Annotated in this window: 12 protein-coding genes and 1 pseudogene; 10 read left to right on the top strand and 3 right to left on the bottom strand. The window is 63.0% G+C overall.

Translation table 11 applies throughout. The features are described from left to right. Positions 1–159 precede the first annotated feature (159 nt). Positions 160–1,169 (bottom strand): annotated as a pseudogene (gene corA, locus G5V57_RS15760) (magnesium/cobalt transporter CorA). 99 nt (positions 1,170–1,268) lie between these two features. Next, positions 1,269–2,204 (bottom strand): GntR family transcriptional regulator, encoded by a 936-nt coding sequence (locus G5V57_RS15765; protein ID WP_165168524.1) that lies wholly within the window; start codon positions 2,202–2,204, stop codon positions 1,269–1,271. Positions 2,205–2,305: 101 nt separating this feature from the next. Here G5V57_RS15765 and G5V57_RS15770 point away from each other — a divergent pair, with 101 nt between their 5' ends. The 8 genes from G5V57_RS15770 (at position 2,306) to G5V57_RS15805 (ending at position 11,048) form a co-directional block, all read left to right on the top strand. Next, positions 2,306–3,421: an ABC transporter ATP-binding protein gene (locus G5V57_RS15770; protein ID WP_165168526.1), complete on the top strand. Its 1,116-nt coding sequence runs from the start codon at positions 2,306–2,308 to the stop codon at positions 3,419–3,421. 17 nt (positions 3,422–3,438) lie between these two features. After that, positions 3,439–4,344, top strand: a complete 906-nt coding sequence (locus G5V57_RS15775) for an ABC transporter permease (RefSeq protein WP_246737646.1) — start codon at positions 3,439–3,441, stop codon at positions 4,342–4,344. Beyond that, positions 4,337–5,173, top strand: a complete 837-nt coding sequence (locus G5V57_RS15780) for an ABC transporter permease (RefSeq protein ID WP_165168530.1) — start codon at positions 4,337–4,339, stop codon at positions 5,171–5,173. The genes G5V57_RS15775 and G5V57_RS15780 overlap by 8 nt, the downstream gene beginning before the upstream one ends. Positions 5,174–5,188: 15 nt before the next feature. Continuing rightward, positions 5,189–6,229 carry a spermidine/putrescine ABC transporter substrate-binding protein gene (locus G5V57_RS15785; RefSeq protein WP_246737647.1) on the top strand — a complete coding sequence of 347 codons (1,041 nt, stop codon included), beginning with the start codon at positions 5,189–5,191 and terminating at the stop codon, positions 6,227–6,229. Positions 6,230–6,464: 235 nt separating this feature from the next. Beyond that, positions 6,465–7,823: an aminotransferase gene (locus tag G5V57_RS15790; RefSeq protein WP_165168532.1), complete on the top strand. Its 1,359-nt coding sequence runs from the start codon at positions 6,465–6,467 to the stop codon at positions 7,821–7,823. A gap of 46 nt (positions 7,824–7,869) precedes the next feature. Then, on the top strand, positions 7,870–8,199 hold the full coding sequence (locus G5V57_RS15795; protein WP_165168533.1) for a hypothetical protein: 330 nt from the start codon (positions 7,870–7,872) through the stop codon (positions 8,197–8,199). Positions 8,200–8,202: 3 nt separating this feature from the next. After that, positions 8,203–10,392: a LamG domain-containing protein gene (locus G5V57_RS15800; protein ID WP_165168535.1), complete on the top strand. Its 2,190-nt coding sequence runs from the start codon at positions 8,203–8,205 to the stop codon at positions 10,390–10,392. A gap of 47 nt (positions 10,393–10,439) precedes the next feature. Beyond that, positions 10,440–11,048, top strand: a complete 609-nt coding sequence (locus tag G5V57_RS15805; RefSeq protein WP_165168537.1) for a LysE family translocator — start codon at positions 10,440–10,442, stop codon at positions 11,046–11,048. 103 nt (positions 11,049–11,151) lie between these two features. Here the strand turns inward: G5V57_RS15805 and G5V57_RS15810 are convergent, their stop codons facing one another. Next, complete coding sequence (locus tag G5V57_RS15810) at positions 11,152–11,643, bottom strand: Lrp/AsnC family transcriptional regulator (RefSeq protein WP_165168539.1); 492 nt, start codon at positions 11,641–11,643, stop codon at positions 11,152–11,154. Between the two features lie 104 nt (positions 11,644–11,747). Between G5V57_RS15810 and G5V57_RS15815 the strand changes: the two genes are divergently transcribed. Further along, positions 11,748–12,956: a diaminopropionate ammonia-lyase gene (locus tag G5V57_RS15815; protein WP_165168541.1), complete on the top strand. Its 1,209-nt coding sequence runs from the start codon at positions 11,748–11,750 to the stop codon at positions 12,954–12,956. A gap of 4 nt (positions 12,957–12,960) precedes the next feature. Beyond that, on the top strand, positions 12,961–14,124 hold the full coding sequence (locus G5V57_RS15820) for a Xaa-Pro peptidase family protein (RefSeq protein WP_165168543.1): 1,164 nt from the start codon (positions 12,961–12,963) through the stop codon (positions 14,122–14,124). Positions 14,125–14,156 lie beyond the last annotated feature (32 nt).

The following is a 14,156-nucleotide window of genomic DNA, read 5'->3' on the forward strand; positions in this document are numbered from 1 at the left end:
CCCCTTGCGGGGAGGGTCGGCCCGCAGGGCCGGGGTGGGGGTCGGGTGGTATGGATCATGTGTGACGCGAACTCCGACGTCGCCCTGCCGCACGACCCCCACCCTAACCCCTCCCCGCAAGGGGGAGGGGAAATAAACTTCACACCTTTTGCGGATGTCCTACAGCCAGTTGCTCTTGCGGAAGCGGTAATAGAGGATGCCGCACAGAACCAGGATCACGCCGACCACGCCGAAATAGCCATATTGCCATTTGAGCTCCGGCATGTTGTCGAAATTCATGCCGTAGATCCCGGCGATTGCCGTCGGCACCGCGAGTATGGCGGCCCAGGCGGCGAGCTTGCGGGTGATGGCGCCCTGTTGCGCCTGGCCCATCATCAGGTTCGCTTCGAAGGCGAAGGCCAGCACTTCGCGGAGCGCATCGATGCTCTCCTGGGTGCGCCGTATGTGGTCGGTGACATCGCGGAAATGCGGCCGCATCTCGGCATCGATCGGAATCAATTCGGTATGCTCGAGCCTGCGGCAGATATCGACCAGCGGCACGGCGGCATTGCGAAGTTTGAGCAGTTCGCGTCTCAGCGTATAGAGCCGGCGCACCTGATCGGCGCTGATCGTCTCATGCAGGACCTGTCTTCCAACTCGTCGATCTCTTCGCGCACGCTTTCCAGCACGGGCATGTAGTTGTCGACGATGAAATCGAGGATCCGGTAGAGGATGTAGTCCTCGCCATGCGACAAGAGCTTAGGGCAGGATTCGCAATGGGCGCGCACGGTGGCGTAGGTGGCGGATGCGCCATGTCGCACCGAGACGACATAACCGCGTCCGACGAAGAGATGCGTCTCGCCGAAGCCGATCTTGCCCTCGACCATCTGCGCGGTGCGCGCCACGATGAAGAGGGCGTCACCATATTCCTCGAGCTTGGGGTACTGATGCGCCTTCTCGGCATCCTCGATGGCGAGGGGATGCAGATTGAGCTGCGCGCTCACCCGGGCGAGAAGATCGCCGCTTGGCTCGAACAGGCCGATCCACACGACATGACCGGGCTTCTTGCGCCACGCGCCCGCTTCGTCGATCTCGATGTCGGTAACACGTTTGCCTTTGGCATAGACGCCGGCGGCGACGACACCGGGTTCGAGTTTGGGCGGGGCTTTGGGCGGCACCTGGTCTGGCATGACGTAAGCTCTAGCGAACGGGGCTGTCCTGGGCAAGTCAACGCGCGATCAGAAATAACGGGCACCGGTTTCCGTCCGATCACGCGCCGAATTAGTGGCTTATTTTAGCCTTTCGATGCCGCTCGAGGCTGAGCGTACGGCTTCGAGGTCGCGGCTGAAATGATCCTCGGTCTCGGTGCGTGAGACCGTCAGGTGCTGGCGCATCAGCGCCGACGCCCAGGCCGGGTCGCCGGCAAGAAGGGCGTCCAGAATGGCGACATGCTCCGTCATCGAGGCGCGGATACGTTCCAGGCGCGAATAGCTGAAGAATTCGGCGAGTCGTCTCAGGCGGTTCTGCCGCCGGATGATGTCGGCGATGAGGTCGTTGCGGCTGCCGCGCGCCAGGACCTCGTGGAAAGTGGCGTCGAGCTCGAAGATCTCGCGCCAGGACGAGGTCTCGGAAAGCGCCGCGAGGGCGGCCTGGTGATCGGCCTTCAGCCGCTCGAGGACCGGGCGGTCGATGACATAGTCGCGGTCGATGAGCAGCGCCGGCTCCAGGATGCTGCGCAGATGATAACTCTTCAGCATCTGCTCGCCGTCGAATTTCAGCATCGTCCAGCCCTTCCCGGGGAGCGGCTCGGCGAGGCCCTCGCGCATCAGGCGGCGCAACACCTGCAGGATCTCGCCGCGCCCGGCCCCATATTGGCGCATCAACGCGCTTTCGGTGGCGGGATCGGGCATCTCATGCAGGATGATGTCGCGCAGAATGCGTCCATAGAGGCCGGCGGATTCGTCGCCGGGCGCCATGCTGTCGCTGGCGACGGGGGGTATGAGCAGCATGGTGTAGCCGCCCAGCTCATGCGGACTAAGAACGCCTTCACCCACGAGATGCTGCAGCGCCGCGCGGATGGGGGTGCGCGACACGCCGAGCTCGCGCGACAGCACCGCCTCGCGCACGCGGATCTTTCCGCTCGGATCCTGGTTGCGGATCCACTCGCTGATCCGGCTAACGAGCTCTGACTGAAGCTCGCTCTTGAGTTTTTTGGTATTGTCCATTTACGTACTTTACATGCAGCAAAAGACATTATAGCATTTCTGTATCGCAAGGAAATGCCGTTAGAAGCATTTAAATGCAAACAGGGAGTGGGCGCCGCGGGATGAGGCAGGTCTCCGAACAAGAAGTGCTGCGCGTCGACCAGGCGCGCAAGTCCTTTCGCACCCCGGAAAGCGGCGTGGTGACACCGCTCGACGGCATCACGCTGTCGATTCGCAACAACGAATTCCTTACCCTTCTTGGGCCTTCCGGGTGCGGCAAGACCACCTTGCTCAAGACCATTGCCGGTTTCGAGGAACTGGACGAGGGCGAGATCTATCTCGAAGGTCGCGCCATGAGCCCGGTGCCGGCGCATCGCCGGCCCTTCAACACCGTATTCCAGAACTACGCGCTGTTTCCGCATATGACGGTTGCCGGCAATGTCGGCTATGGCCTGCAGGTTGCGGGCGTTCCACGCGCCGAGGAAGCGACGCGGGTTTCCGAGATTCTGCGGCTGGTCGGCCTCGCGGGGCTCGAACGGCGCAAACCCGCTCAGCTTTCCGGCGGCCAGCAGCAGCGTGTGGCCCTGGCGCGCGCCCTCATCAACCGGCCCCGTGTGCTGCTCCTCGATGAATCGCTCTCGGCGCTTGACCGCAAGCTGCGCCAGTCCATGCAGATCGAGTTGAAAAACCTGCAGAACACCGTCGGCATCACCTTCATCTTTGTCACCCATGACCAGGAGGAGGCCCTCACCATGTCCGACCGCATCGCGGTCATGGACAAGGGCCGCATCCTGCAGCTTGGCACGCCGGCGGAGATCTATGACACGCCGGCGAACCGCTTCGTCGCGGGCTTCATCGGCACCAGCAACATCTTCACCGGTCGGCTGGCGAAGAGCGGCGGCGCCTCACATGTCGAGATCGAGGGCGGCCCGGCCATCACGGCGAGGGCGGATGGTTTCGTTTCGGGCGACAAGGTCGATGTCATGCTGCGCCCTGAGCATTTCTCGCTTCACCCGGGCAGGACCGGCCCGGGCGGCAGCCTCGAGGCGGTGATCGAGAATATCGTCTTCGTCGGGACCGATCTCCATCTGCATGGCCGCCTCGGCAATGGCCTGCCGGTCGTGGCGCTCGAGCGTCATGCCCGGGGCACGGGTCCTCTCGATCTCGGGGCCGGCCAGACGGTCACCCTTCATTATCAGGCGACGGCCCCGCATCTCATGAAGAGCGGGGTGACATGATGGCGGGCAGTGGCGCCATGACCAGTCAGAGGCGGCGGGCGCTTCTCGTGCTCCTCGCACCCATCACGATACTGCTTGGCGCCTTCTTTCTGATCCCGCTTGGCATCATGGTAGTCTTCAGCTTCCTGGAGCCGGGGCTCTATGGCGGCGTGGTCTGGTCCTTCTATCCCTTCAACTATGGCCGCATCTTCGGCTGGCCCCTGGGTGGTGGTGAGGAGTTTGAGCCGCTTTACATCCAGATCATCTTCAACTCGCTCTATTACGCCGTCATCACCGTCGTCGTGGCCCTCGTTGTCTGTTATCCGGTCGCCTTCTGGGTGAGCCGCATGAGTCCTTTGGCGAAGAATCTCGTGCTCTTCGCCATCACGCTGCCCTTCTTCGCCAATCTTCTGGTGCGCATCTATGCCTGGCTGCTGCTGTTGCGGCCGACCGGCGCCGTCAACACGGTGCTGATGTCTCTCGGCATCATCAGCGAGCCACTGAACATGATCTTCACCGAATTCGCGGTGATCGTCGGCCTCGTCTATGTGCTCATCCCCTTCATGTTCCTGCCGATCTATGCCAGCGTCGAGCGGCTCGACTGGTCCTTGGTGCAGGCGTCCCAGGATCTCGGCGCCACGCCGTTCCAGACCTTCCGGCGGGTGATCCTGCCGCTCACCGCCCCCGGCATCGCCGGTGGCGCTGTGATCGTCTTCATACCGGCGCTCGGCAATTTCATCGTGCCGGCCTTTCTCGGCGGCTCGAAAGTGCAGATGACCGGCAATGTCATCGAGCGGCAGTTCCTTCAGGCGCGCAACTGGCCCTTCGGCTCGACTCTGGCGATGACCGTCATGGCGAGTGTCCTGATCCTGATCCTGCTTTATGTGTTGTGGATGCGCCGGTCCGGCAAGGCGCGGGCGGCCGGGGAGGTGGGGCATGCCTAAGCGGCGGCTTTCCCCCGGCTGGGCAGCGCTCAATCTCTATGGCGCGGCCTTCCTGCTCTTTCTCTATGCGCCGTTGGCGCTCATCTTCTTCTATTCCTTCAACGCCAATGCCCTCAACATGGCCGTGTGGGAAGGCTTCACGCTCGACTGGTATCGCACCTTGTTCGGCATGCAGCCGGCGGGAGCGGCCTTCGACGCCGCCTTCACGGAAAATCCCGATCGCATCTTCCAGGTTCTCCGGAACAGTCTCATCGTCGCCTTTCTGGCGAGCGCCGTCTCGACCGTGATCGGCACGGCGACGGCGCTCGCCACCGCGCGCTATGACTTCATCGGCAAGCGCATCTATCAGGGACTTCTGTTCCTGCCGATGATGATGCCCGATATCGTGCTCGGCATCGCGCTGCTCATCTTCTTCGTCGGCGTCGGCTTCAAGCTGAGCCTCGCCACCATCATCATCGGCCACTGCACCTTCCTGTCGAGCTATGTCTATATCATCGTGGCGGCGCGCCTTGCCGGCATGGACAACACACTGGAAGTCGCGTCCGCCGATCTGGGCGCCGGGCCGGTGACGACCTTCAGACGGGTGACGCTGCCTTTGATCCTGCCGGGCGTCATCGGCGGCTTCCTGCTCGCCTTCATTATTTCGCTCGATGATGTCGTCATCACCTATTTCATCGCCGGCGTCGACACGCAGACCTTGCCACTCTTCATTCTGGCGATGATGCGGCGGGGCATCCGGCCGCAGATCAACGCCCTGGCCGTGCTCTTGATCATGTTTTCTTTCGTGGTGGCGAGCGCCGGCCTCTATTTCAGATCGCGTAGAAACTAGAAGGAAGAGGAGGAAATGATGAACTGGCTCAGGAAGACCGCACTGACGGGAACTGCTCTTTTGGCATTGGCGGCGGGTCCCGCTTATGCCGCCGGCGAGCTGCATCTCTACAATTGGGGCGATTACATCAATCCCGAGATCATCGACAAGTTCGCCAAGGAATTCGACGTGAAGGTGTCGCTCGACACCTATTCGACCAATGAGGAAATGCTGGCCAAGATCCAGGCTGGCGCCACCGGCTATGATCTCGTCTGGCCGTCGGTCCATATGGCCGACATCATGCTGCAGCTCGGCCTTATCGAGGAGAGCAAGATCAACCAGTCCAAGGGCTTCGAGAATATCGATCCCACGGCACTGCGCTCCAAACAGGATCCCAAGGCGGATTTCTGTCTTCCCTATGCCTGGGGACCGGTCGGCATCTTCTACAACAAGACGGTCAGCGGCCAGGACTTCAAGTCGTGGAAGGATCTCTTCGATTATGCGGCGAAGAATCCCGGCCGGGTGACATTGCTCGACGACCTGCGCGAGACCCTCGGCATCGGCCTGATCATGAACGGCAAGTCGGTGAACAGCCGCGATCCAGCCGACATCAAGCTCGCCGAGGAGTTCATCCTCAAGCAGAAGCCCAATATCGCGGCCTTCCGCTATGACGTGATCCCGCTGATCGAGGGCGGCGACATGGCGGCGTCCCATTATTATGTCGGCGGCGTTCTCTATGTGAACAAGCGGCCGAAGGAGCTGGGTTTCGTGATTCCCGAAGAGGGGGCAACGATGTACCAGGAGAATGTCTGCATGCTGAAGACGGCGCCCAATAAGGATAATGCCAAGTTGTTCATGGAGTTCCTGCTGCGCCCCGAGATCGCCGCGCAAAATTCCACCATGCTGACCAATGGCGTAGTCAACAAGGCGGCGCTCGACCTCTTGCCGCCCGAGCTCAAGAACAACGCCGCGATCAACCCGCCTCCCGAGGTGCGCGCGAAACTGCAGATATTCGAGGATCTTGGCGCCGACCTGAAGCTCTATGATCGGGCCTGGTCACGCATCAAGGCCAACTGATGAACTGAGCTGCCTCTCATCTACCCTCACCCTGAGGTGCCCGCCGGAGGCGGGCCTCGAAGGGTAGGTACAGCAAGCTCACTTTATCCTGAGGGATGCTTCGAGGCTCGCTTCGCTCGCACCTCAGCATGAGGAGCTTAGAGAGATTGATCCTATTCCAAACGCACCGGTATCGCCGGCGCGAGTGGGTACATATTGTCCAGCACTAGAGGCCATCGAGCCGGGAGCAACCAGAATGAGCAAACGCAATTATCCAAGCGCCTTCCTGCATCCTTTTTCACATATACCGACGCTTGAGGAGGAAGGGCCGGTCATCATCGACAAGGGCGAGGGCGTCTACATCTATGACGATCGCGGCCGCAAATTTCTCGAGGGCAATTCCGGCCTGTGGAATGTGGTGCTCGGCTTCGACAATAAGAAGCTCATCGAGACGGCGCAGCGCGCCTATGCCAAGTTGCCGGCCTATCACGCCTTCTTCGGGCGCGTGGGCCAGTCGGCGCTCGACCTCTCGGAGCGCATCGTCAAGCTGGCGCCGATGGAGGCGAACCGCGTCTTCTATGCGAATTCGGGCTCCGAGGCGAACGACACGGTGGTGAAGCTTCTGTGGTTCCTGGCGGAATCGGAAGGCAAGCCGCATCGCCGCCTCCTGCTCAGCCGCAGGAACGCCTATCACGGCATGACGGTGATCACCGCGAGCCTCACCGGCAAGGACTATGTGAAATCGGCCTCCGGCCTGCCGCTGAAAGAGGTGCGCCATCTCACTTGTCCGCATCATTGGCGCGAGGCGCTGCCAAAAGAGAGCGAGGCGGAGTTCTCTGCGCGCCTGGCGCTCGAGCTCGAGCAGACGATCCGCAATACCGGCCCGGACTTCATTGCCGGTTTCTTCGCCGAGCCGGTGATGGGCGCCGGCGGTGTCATTCCCCCGCCGGAAGGCTATTTCCAGGCCATCCAGCCGGTCTTGCGGAAATACGGCATCCCGCTCATCGCCGATGAGGTGATCTGCGGTTTCGGCCGTACCGGCGAATTCTGGGGGTCGCAAAAATACGGCATGAAGCCTGATATCGTTGTGGCTTCGAAGGTCATCACCGCCGGCTTCTTCCCGATGGGCGCCATCATCCTGTCGCCGGAAATGACCGAGCGTGTGGAGAAAGCTTCGGCCATATATGAGGAACTACCGACGGGCTTCACCACCGGCGCCCACCCGGTCGGCTGCGCCATAGCGATGGCCGCGCTCGACGAGATCGAAGGCGGCGCCTTCGCCAATGTCAAAGCCGTTTCGTCCGCATTCCAGAAGCAGCTGAAAGCGATGGCCGATCACCCGATGGTGGGCGAGGCGCGCGGCGTCGGGCTGATGGGGGCGCTCGAAATGGTGGCCGACAAGAAGACCAAGGCGCCTTTCGCCGGCAATCTCGATGTCAGCGAGCGCGTGTCGCGCCAGGCGTTGAAGAACGGCCTGATCTGCCGGCCGCTTGGCGCCTCGATTGTGCTGGCGCCGCCTTTCATCATCACCGAAACGCAAATTTCCGAACTGTTCGGCATCCTGCGCAAGACGCTGGATGAGGTCCATGGCGCTATCGCCAGGAAAGCGGCGTGAACAAGCGGGGCGGCGCGAGCCGCCCCATTTTGGACGAGGAGACGACATGGCGCGCTACCAGATCGGTCCGGATGATGTGCCCTTCGCGCGGGAATTTTTGGCCGATCCTTTCGGCTATCGCAGTCCCGGCCTGCAGCGGGTGCTTAATGTCATGCGCGGCCTCGGGCCCCAGGGCAAATATGTCATCCTGTGCAAGGAGCCCTACCGGCGCTGGCGGCTCGCCCGGCTTCCGGCGAAGCGCGGTGAGCCCATCGAGGAAGCCGATGGCGTAGACTATGGCGATCTCGCGACCGCCGAGCGCGATGTCTTCCTGCGCCGCTGGCGCGATCTCGGCGGACCGGACCTGCCACTAGAACTTCTGACCATGCGGCGCTGAACCATGCTGTCTCTCATTGCCTATACGAACACGCTGAGCGCCGCGCCGGGCGAGACCCTGGCGGTCAAGGTCGGCTCCTATGGCGCGCAGGTCTATCACGCCGATCTGCGCCGCCTCATCCAGGGCGACCGTCATCCCGATGCGCCGGGCTACAAGGACGAGGCGATCGCGCTCGATCTCGGCGGCGAGCGCAAAGCGCGCCGGCAGCCGATCAAGCCCGGCTCCTATGTCAGGATCGAGGACCGCGGCGATGTGCTGGCCGATCTCGCAAGCTTCACTTTGGCGGTGCCGGTCCAGCCGACCCTCGTAGGAGAGACGGAGCGTACAATCTTTCATCTCGCCGGCATCGGACTCGAACTGCTGATCGACGGCGAGGGCCATGCATGTGCCAAGCTCGGCGAAACTTGGCTGACGCTCGCGACACCTGTGGTTTGCGGGAAATGGATGCTCCTGGTCCTGTCCTTCGACAAGGGGCGCCTGCGTCTCGCAAGCCTCACCAGGGACAGCGAGATCATCGCGCAGGATGAAGCAGCCGCCACTTTGCGCCAGAGCGGCGCCGTCACCGCGCTGATCGCGGCGCGCGCATCAGGCGAGTGTCATTTCGACGGCAAGATCGATTCGCCCGTCCTGTTCGCCCGCGCGATGGAGCCCTTGGAGGCCGCCGCGCGACTGGCCTTGCCGCAGAGACTGAGCCGCTTGCCCGATCTCGTGGCGTTCTGGGATTTCTCCCGCGCCATAGACGGCACCGAGGTGGTCGATGCTTCGCCGCATCAGCTCCATGGCAAAACGTGGCAATGCCCGGCGCGCGCCATGACCGGCTGGCGCTGGGTTGGGCAATGTCATGATTGGCGGCAGATGCCGGAACTCTATTCGGCGATGCATTTCCATGCCGATGACATGACAGACGCGCAATGGGAGACCGATTTCGAGGTCAGATTGCCGGACGATCTGAAGAGCGGTCTCTATGCGATCCGTCTCGTACCCGACGGCGATGAGGCGGCGGCCTATCATTGCGTCTTCGCGGTCAGGCCGCCGCGCCGGTCGCCCAGCGGCAACACGGTCTGCCTCCTGCTGCCGACCGCGAGCTATCTCGCTTACGCCAATCACCGGCTGGGCCTCGATGTGCCGGGCACCGAGGTTGGCATGGGGCGCCTCGTCGAGATCGACCGGCATCATGCTTTCCTGCAGGAGCATCCGGAGCTCGGCTTCTCCTTCTATGAAGTCCATGCCGATGGCAGCGGCGTATTCCATTCGTCGCGCAACCGGCCGGTGGTCGATCTGCAGCCCGGCATCAAGGGCTTTCTCGGCGGCCTCGGCTCCAATGTCTGGCAGCTCACCGCCGACACTCATATCACCGGCTGGCTCGAGCACCAGGGCGTCGCCTATGACGTGATCACCGACGAGGATCTGCATCGCGACGGTCTGGCGCTCTTGCGCCGCTATCATGTGGTGCTGACCGGAACGCATCCCGAATATCACTCGCTCCAGATGCTCGATGCGCTGCAGGGCTTCGTCGATCGCGGCGGCAGGCTCATGTATCTGGGCGGCAATGGCTTCTACTGGCGCATTTCCTTCAGCGACAAGCATCCGGGCGTCATCGAATGCCGGCGCTCGGAAGCGGGCATCCGGCCGTGGGAGCCGGGTCTCGGCCAATTCCATCATGCCTTCACCGGCGAATATGGGGGCCTGTGGCGGCGCAACGGCCGCCCCTCGAGCGAGCTTGCCGGCCTCATCATGAGCTCGCAGGGCTTCGACCGCTCGGAGCCTTATGAACTGACCGAAGCCGCGTCCGATCCGAGCGCCGATTTCATCTTCGAAGGCATCGACCGTACGGCGGGACGGAAATTCGGCGCCTTCGGCCTGTCGGGCGGCGGTGCGGCCGGCATGGAGATCGACCGTGCCGATTTCGCGCTGGGCACGCCCCGCGACGCGCTCATCCTCGGCAGCTCGAAATCACATACCGACATCTATCTGATGACGCCCGAGGACATGCTCGATCCGACGCCCGATATGTCGGGCACCCAGAACGAGACGATCCGTGCCGATCTCGTCTATTTCGAGAAGGAAGGCGGCGGCGCCGTCTTTTCGGTGGGCTCGATCGCCTGGGCCGGCGCCATGGCGTGGAACGGCTACGACAATGAAGTGGCACGGATGACCTGGAACGTGCTCAGGCGGTTCGACAAGAAAGCTTAGCACGATCGTTCAAGACGGGGGCGGCCAGGCGGGTCTAGCCTCGATGCATGCTGCAGGACCTTTCCCTGTCGGGTCTCGTCACGCTGCTGATATCGGCGGCGGTACTGATGGCGAGTCCGGGGCCGACCACCATGAGCGTCACCGCGACCGCGGCGGCCTTCGGCTTCCGGCGTTCGCTCGCCTACTGCGCCGGCCTCAATCTGGGCACCATCCTCGTGCTGCTCGCCGTCGCTGTGGGCGCCACGGCTCTGCTCCATGAGCTGCCCGGTGTCTCCTTCGCCGTCAGCCTCGCGGCCGCACTTTATATACTCTATCTGGCTTGGCGCATCGCCATGGCGCCGCCTCTCTCCGAGGCCGCGGCGGCCGGGAGCGAGCCGGGCTGGCTTGCCGGCTTCACGCTGGCGATCGCCAATCCCAAGGCCTATCTCGCCATCGGCGCCGTCTATGCGCAATCGACCCTGCTGGCCGGACGGCCGCTGTCGGACGCCCTGCTCAAATGCCTGCTGCTCGCTGTGGCGATCGTGGCGATCCACATGTTCTGGGCGCTCGCCGGCTCAGCGTTGACGCGCGTCCTCCGGCATCCCGCCGCATCGCGCGCGGTGAATCTCGGCCTCGCTTCGACGCTGGTCCTGCTGGTGCTGGCCGAGTTTCTTTGAGCTAGAGCATCGGACCGAAAAGTGCGAAGCGGTTTTCGGATAATCCGATGCGCAAATCAAAGAGTTAGAGCGCCGGCCCGATTCTATGTGAGTGTCCGGAGCCCTAGACCTCTGTCGCAAGCGGCACCGGACCGTTGGTCTTGACATTCTCCATCGAGACGCAGGTGCGGAAGCTCTTCACATTGCCGCCTTCGAAGAAGAGGGCGCGGGTGAGCTCGGTATATTCTTCCATGTCCCTGACATTGATGATCAGGATGAAGTCCATGTCGCCGGTGACATAGTAACACTGGCGGACCTGCGGGCAGGCGAGGAAGCGCTCCTTCATAGCATCGAGGAGATCGAGCCGCTCATTCTCGGTGGTGACCTCGACCACGATGGTGAGCGGCCGGCCCACGGCCGTCTCATCGATCACCGCGATATCGCGGCGGATGACACCCGCTTCGCGCAAATATTGCAGCCGGCGCGCCACCGCCGGCGGCGACAGGCCGATGCGGTCGGCGATGAGCCGCTGCGGCATCTGATTGTCGAGTTGGACGATTCCCAGAATCTTCAGGTCGAAATCATCAAGCGTTTCCGGATGCGGTCGTCTGGCCATGTGCAGGTCTTTCTCGCATTATGCGACTGTGGCGAAATTTCTTTGCAGAGAATGGGGTAAAATCAAGCGCAATCCTCGTGTGGTTTGCAATATTCTCTCGCCACATGACCAAGACACTCCATCTGAACACTTTGCCGGCTTTTGGTTCGCCCTTGAGCGAAGCCGACCGGCTGACCGTCGGGAGCAGCGCGCCGGATTTGGTGCGCCCCTATCTGGGCCTCTGGGGCCCGATCGACACGACACCGCTCATCGCCTTGCCCGGGATCGCCGTGGCGGCGGGCGTTGGCCAGGTTCTTCTCAAGAACGAGGCGCTGCGCCTCGGCCAGGGCAGCTTCAAGGCGCTGGGCGGCGCCTATGCGGTGATGGTGCTGTTCAAGCGCCTGCTCGAAACCCATCTCGGCAGCGAGGTGCGCGTCACGCAGCTTCTCTCGCCGACGGCGAAAGATTTCGCGCGCTCCGTCACTGTGTGCTGCGCTACCGATGGCAATCACGGCAAATCGGTCGCGGCCGGCGCTCGTCTCCTCGGCTGCCGCGCGGTGATCTTTGTGCATCAAGGCGTGTCTGACGCGCGCATCGCGGCGCTCGGCGCCGATGAGATCGTGCGCGTGCCGGGTTCCTATGATGACTCCGTCAATGAATCGGAGCGCGTCGCCAAGGAAAAAGGCTGGTTTCTCGTCTCCGATACCTCGTGGCCTGGCTATGAAGAAACCCCCGCTTTCGTGGGGCAGGGCTATACGATCCTGGCGGATGAAGCCTTGCGGCAGATCGAAGAGCAGGGCCAGGCCGCGCCGACCCATGTCTTCCTGCAGGCGGGCGTCGGCGGTTTCGCCGGCAGCATCGCCGGCCATCTGGCCGATCGTCTGGGCGCATTGAAGCCCACGATCATCATCGTCGAACCGGATCGCGCCGCTTGTGTCTTCGCCAGCGCCAAAGCGGGCAAGCTCATCAGCGTCGCGCCGACCGAGCCGACCGTGATGGCCATGCTCGAATGCTACACACCCTCGCTCATCGCCTGGCGCGTCCTCGAAAGGACCGTCGACGCCTTCATGACCGTCGCGGAGCAAGAGGCGAAGCAGGCTATGCGGGCCCTCGCTTTCCCGAAGGGCGGCGAGAAGCCGATCGTCGCCGGCGAAAGCGGGGCGGCAGGTCTTGCCGGGCTTCTCGCCATCGCGCGCGATCAGGTCGCCAGCGCCGCGCTCAAGCTCGACAAGGACAGCCGCGTCCTCGTCATCAACACCGAGACGGCCACCGATCCCGCCTCCTATGAAGCGATCGTCGGCTTGTCGCCCACGACCGTGATGCAGAAAGGATAGTTCATTGCAGATACCTCAGCGCGGCTTCTCGGCCGCCGAATTCGAGAAACGCGCGGCGCGCGCGCAGAAAATCATGGACCGCCATGGCTTCGATGCGTTGCTCCTCACGGCGCCGCCCAATGTGCGTTATTTCACCGGCTTCGATTCGCAATTCTGGGAAAGCCCGACCCGGCCCTGGTTCGTCGTCGTGCCGCGTGAGGGAGCGCCGATCGCGGTGATCCCGGAGATCGGCGCGCCAGAAATGGCGCTTACCGGGGTCAAGGATATCCGCACCTGGGCGGCGCCCAATCCGGAAGATGACGGCCTGTCGCTGCTCAAATCGACAATCGAGAGCCTGCCCCGCAAGCATGGCAAGGTCGGCGCCGAGATGGGCCGCGAAATGGCGCTGCGCATGCCGGTCGCGGAGTTCCTGCAATTGCGGGGCAGCTTGGGGCTCAGCCTCGAGAACGGATCGCCCTGCATCTGGGAAATCCGCATGGTCAAGACCGAAGCCGAGATCGCCCATATCCACTATATTTGCCAGATCGCCAGTGACGCCTATGAGGCGCTGCCATCGCAAATCAGGATCGGCGAGAGCGAGCGCGAGGTGGTGCGCAAACTGCGCATCGACATCGCCCGCCGCGGCGCCGATTCGACACCCTTCATGCCGGCCATATCGGGACTGGGCGGGGTGGCGCAGATCGTCTGCGGCCCGCACGACCGTCTGATCGAGGCGGGCGACATCCTGTTCATCGACACGGGCTCGACCTTCGACGGCTATTTCTGCGACTTCGACCGCAACTATGCGGTGGGCAAGGTATCGGACGAGGCGCATCGCGTGCATGAGGCGCTGTGGCTGGCGACCGAGGCCGGCATTGCGGCCGCCGTGCCGGGTGCGAAGACCGACGATGTCTGGCGCGCCATGGCCAGGATCATCGAGGACGCGGGCGCCATCGGCAACAATGTCGGCCGTCTCGGCCATGGCCTCGGCATGCAACTCACCGAGCCGCCGTCGCATCGCCTCGGTGACGGTACCGAGATCGTCGAGAACATGGTGCTCACCATCGAACCCGGCATGGAATATGCGCCGGGCAAGATGATCGTGCATGAGGAGAATATCGCGGTCACCAGGGATGGTCCGCGCCTCCTGACCAAGCGGGCGCCACGCGAGCTGCCGGTCATCCGCTGAACCAAGCGCAACGCAGAAGCCAACGCCCGAGC

This window comes from Nordella sp. HKS 07 (genome assembly GCF_011046735.1).
Classification (GTDB): domain Bacteria; phylum Pseudomonadota; class Alphaproteobacteria; order Rhizobiales; family Aestuariivirgaceae; genus Taklimakanibacter.

Excerpts from the sequence above, each read along its gene's own strand:
- G5V57_RS15765 (WP_165168524.1), bottom strand. The coding sequence starts at position 2,204 with ATGGACAATACCAAAAAACTCAAGAGCGAGCTTCAGTCAGAGCTCGTT.
- G5V57_RS15770 (WP_165168526.1), top strand. The coding sequence starts at position 2,306 with ATGAGGCAGGTCTCCGAACAAGAAGTGCTGCGCGTCGACCAGGCGCGC.
- G5V57_RS15775 (WP_246737646.1), top strand. The coding sequence starts at position 3,439 with ATGACCAGTCAGAGGCGGCGGGCGCTTCTCGTGCTCCTCGCACCCATC.
- G5V57_RS15780 (WP_165168530.1), top strand. The coding sequence starts at position 4,337 with ATGCCTAAGCGGCGGCTTTCCCCCGGCTGGGCAGCGCTCAATCTCTAT.
- G5V57_RS15785 (WP_246737647.1), top strand. The coding sequence starts at position 5,189 with ATGATGAACTGGCTCAGGAAGACCGCACTGACGGGAACTGCTCTTTTG.
- G5V57_RS15790 (WP_165168532.1), top strand. The coding sequence starts at position 6,465 with ATGAGCAAACGCAATTATCCAAGCGCCTTCCTGCATCCTTTTTCACAT.
- G5V57_RS15795 (WP_165168533.1), top strand. The coding sequence starts at position 7,870 with ATGGCGCGCTACCAGATCGGTCCGGATGATGTGCCCTTCGCGCGGGAA.
- G5V57_RS15800 (WP_165168535.1), top strand. The coding sequence starts at position 8,203 with ATGCTGTCTCTCATTGCCTATACGAACACGCTGAGCGCCGCGCCGGGC.
- G5V57_RS15805 (WP_165168537.1), top strand. The coding sequence starts at position 10,440 with ATGCTGCAGGACCTTTCCCTGTCGGGTCTCGTCACGCTGCTGATATCG.
- G5V57_RS15810 (WP_165168539.1), bottom strand. The coding sequence starts at position 11,643 with ATGGCCAGACGACCGCATCCGGAAACGCTTGATGATTTCGACCTGAAG.
- G5V57_RS15815 (WP_165168541.1), top strand. The coding sequence starts at position 11,748 with ATGACCAAGACACTCCATCTGAACACTTTGCCGGCTTTTGGTTCGCCC.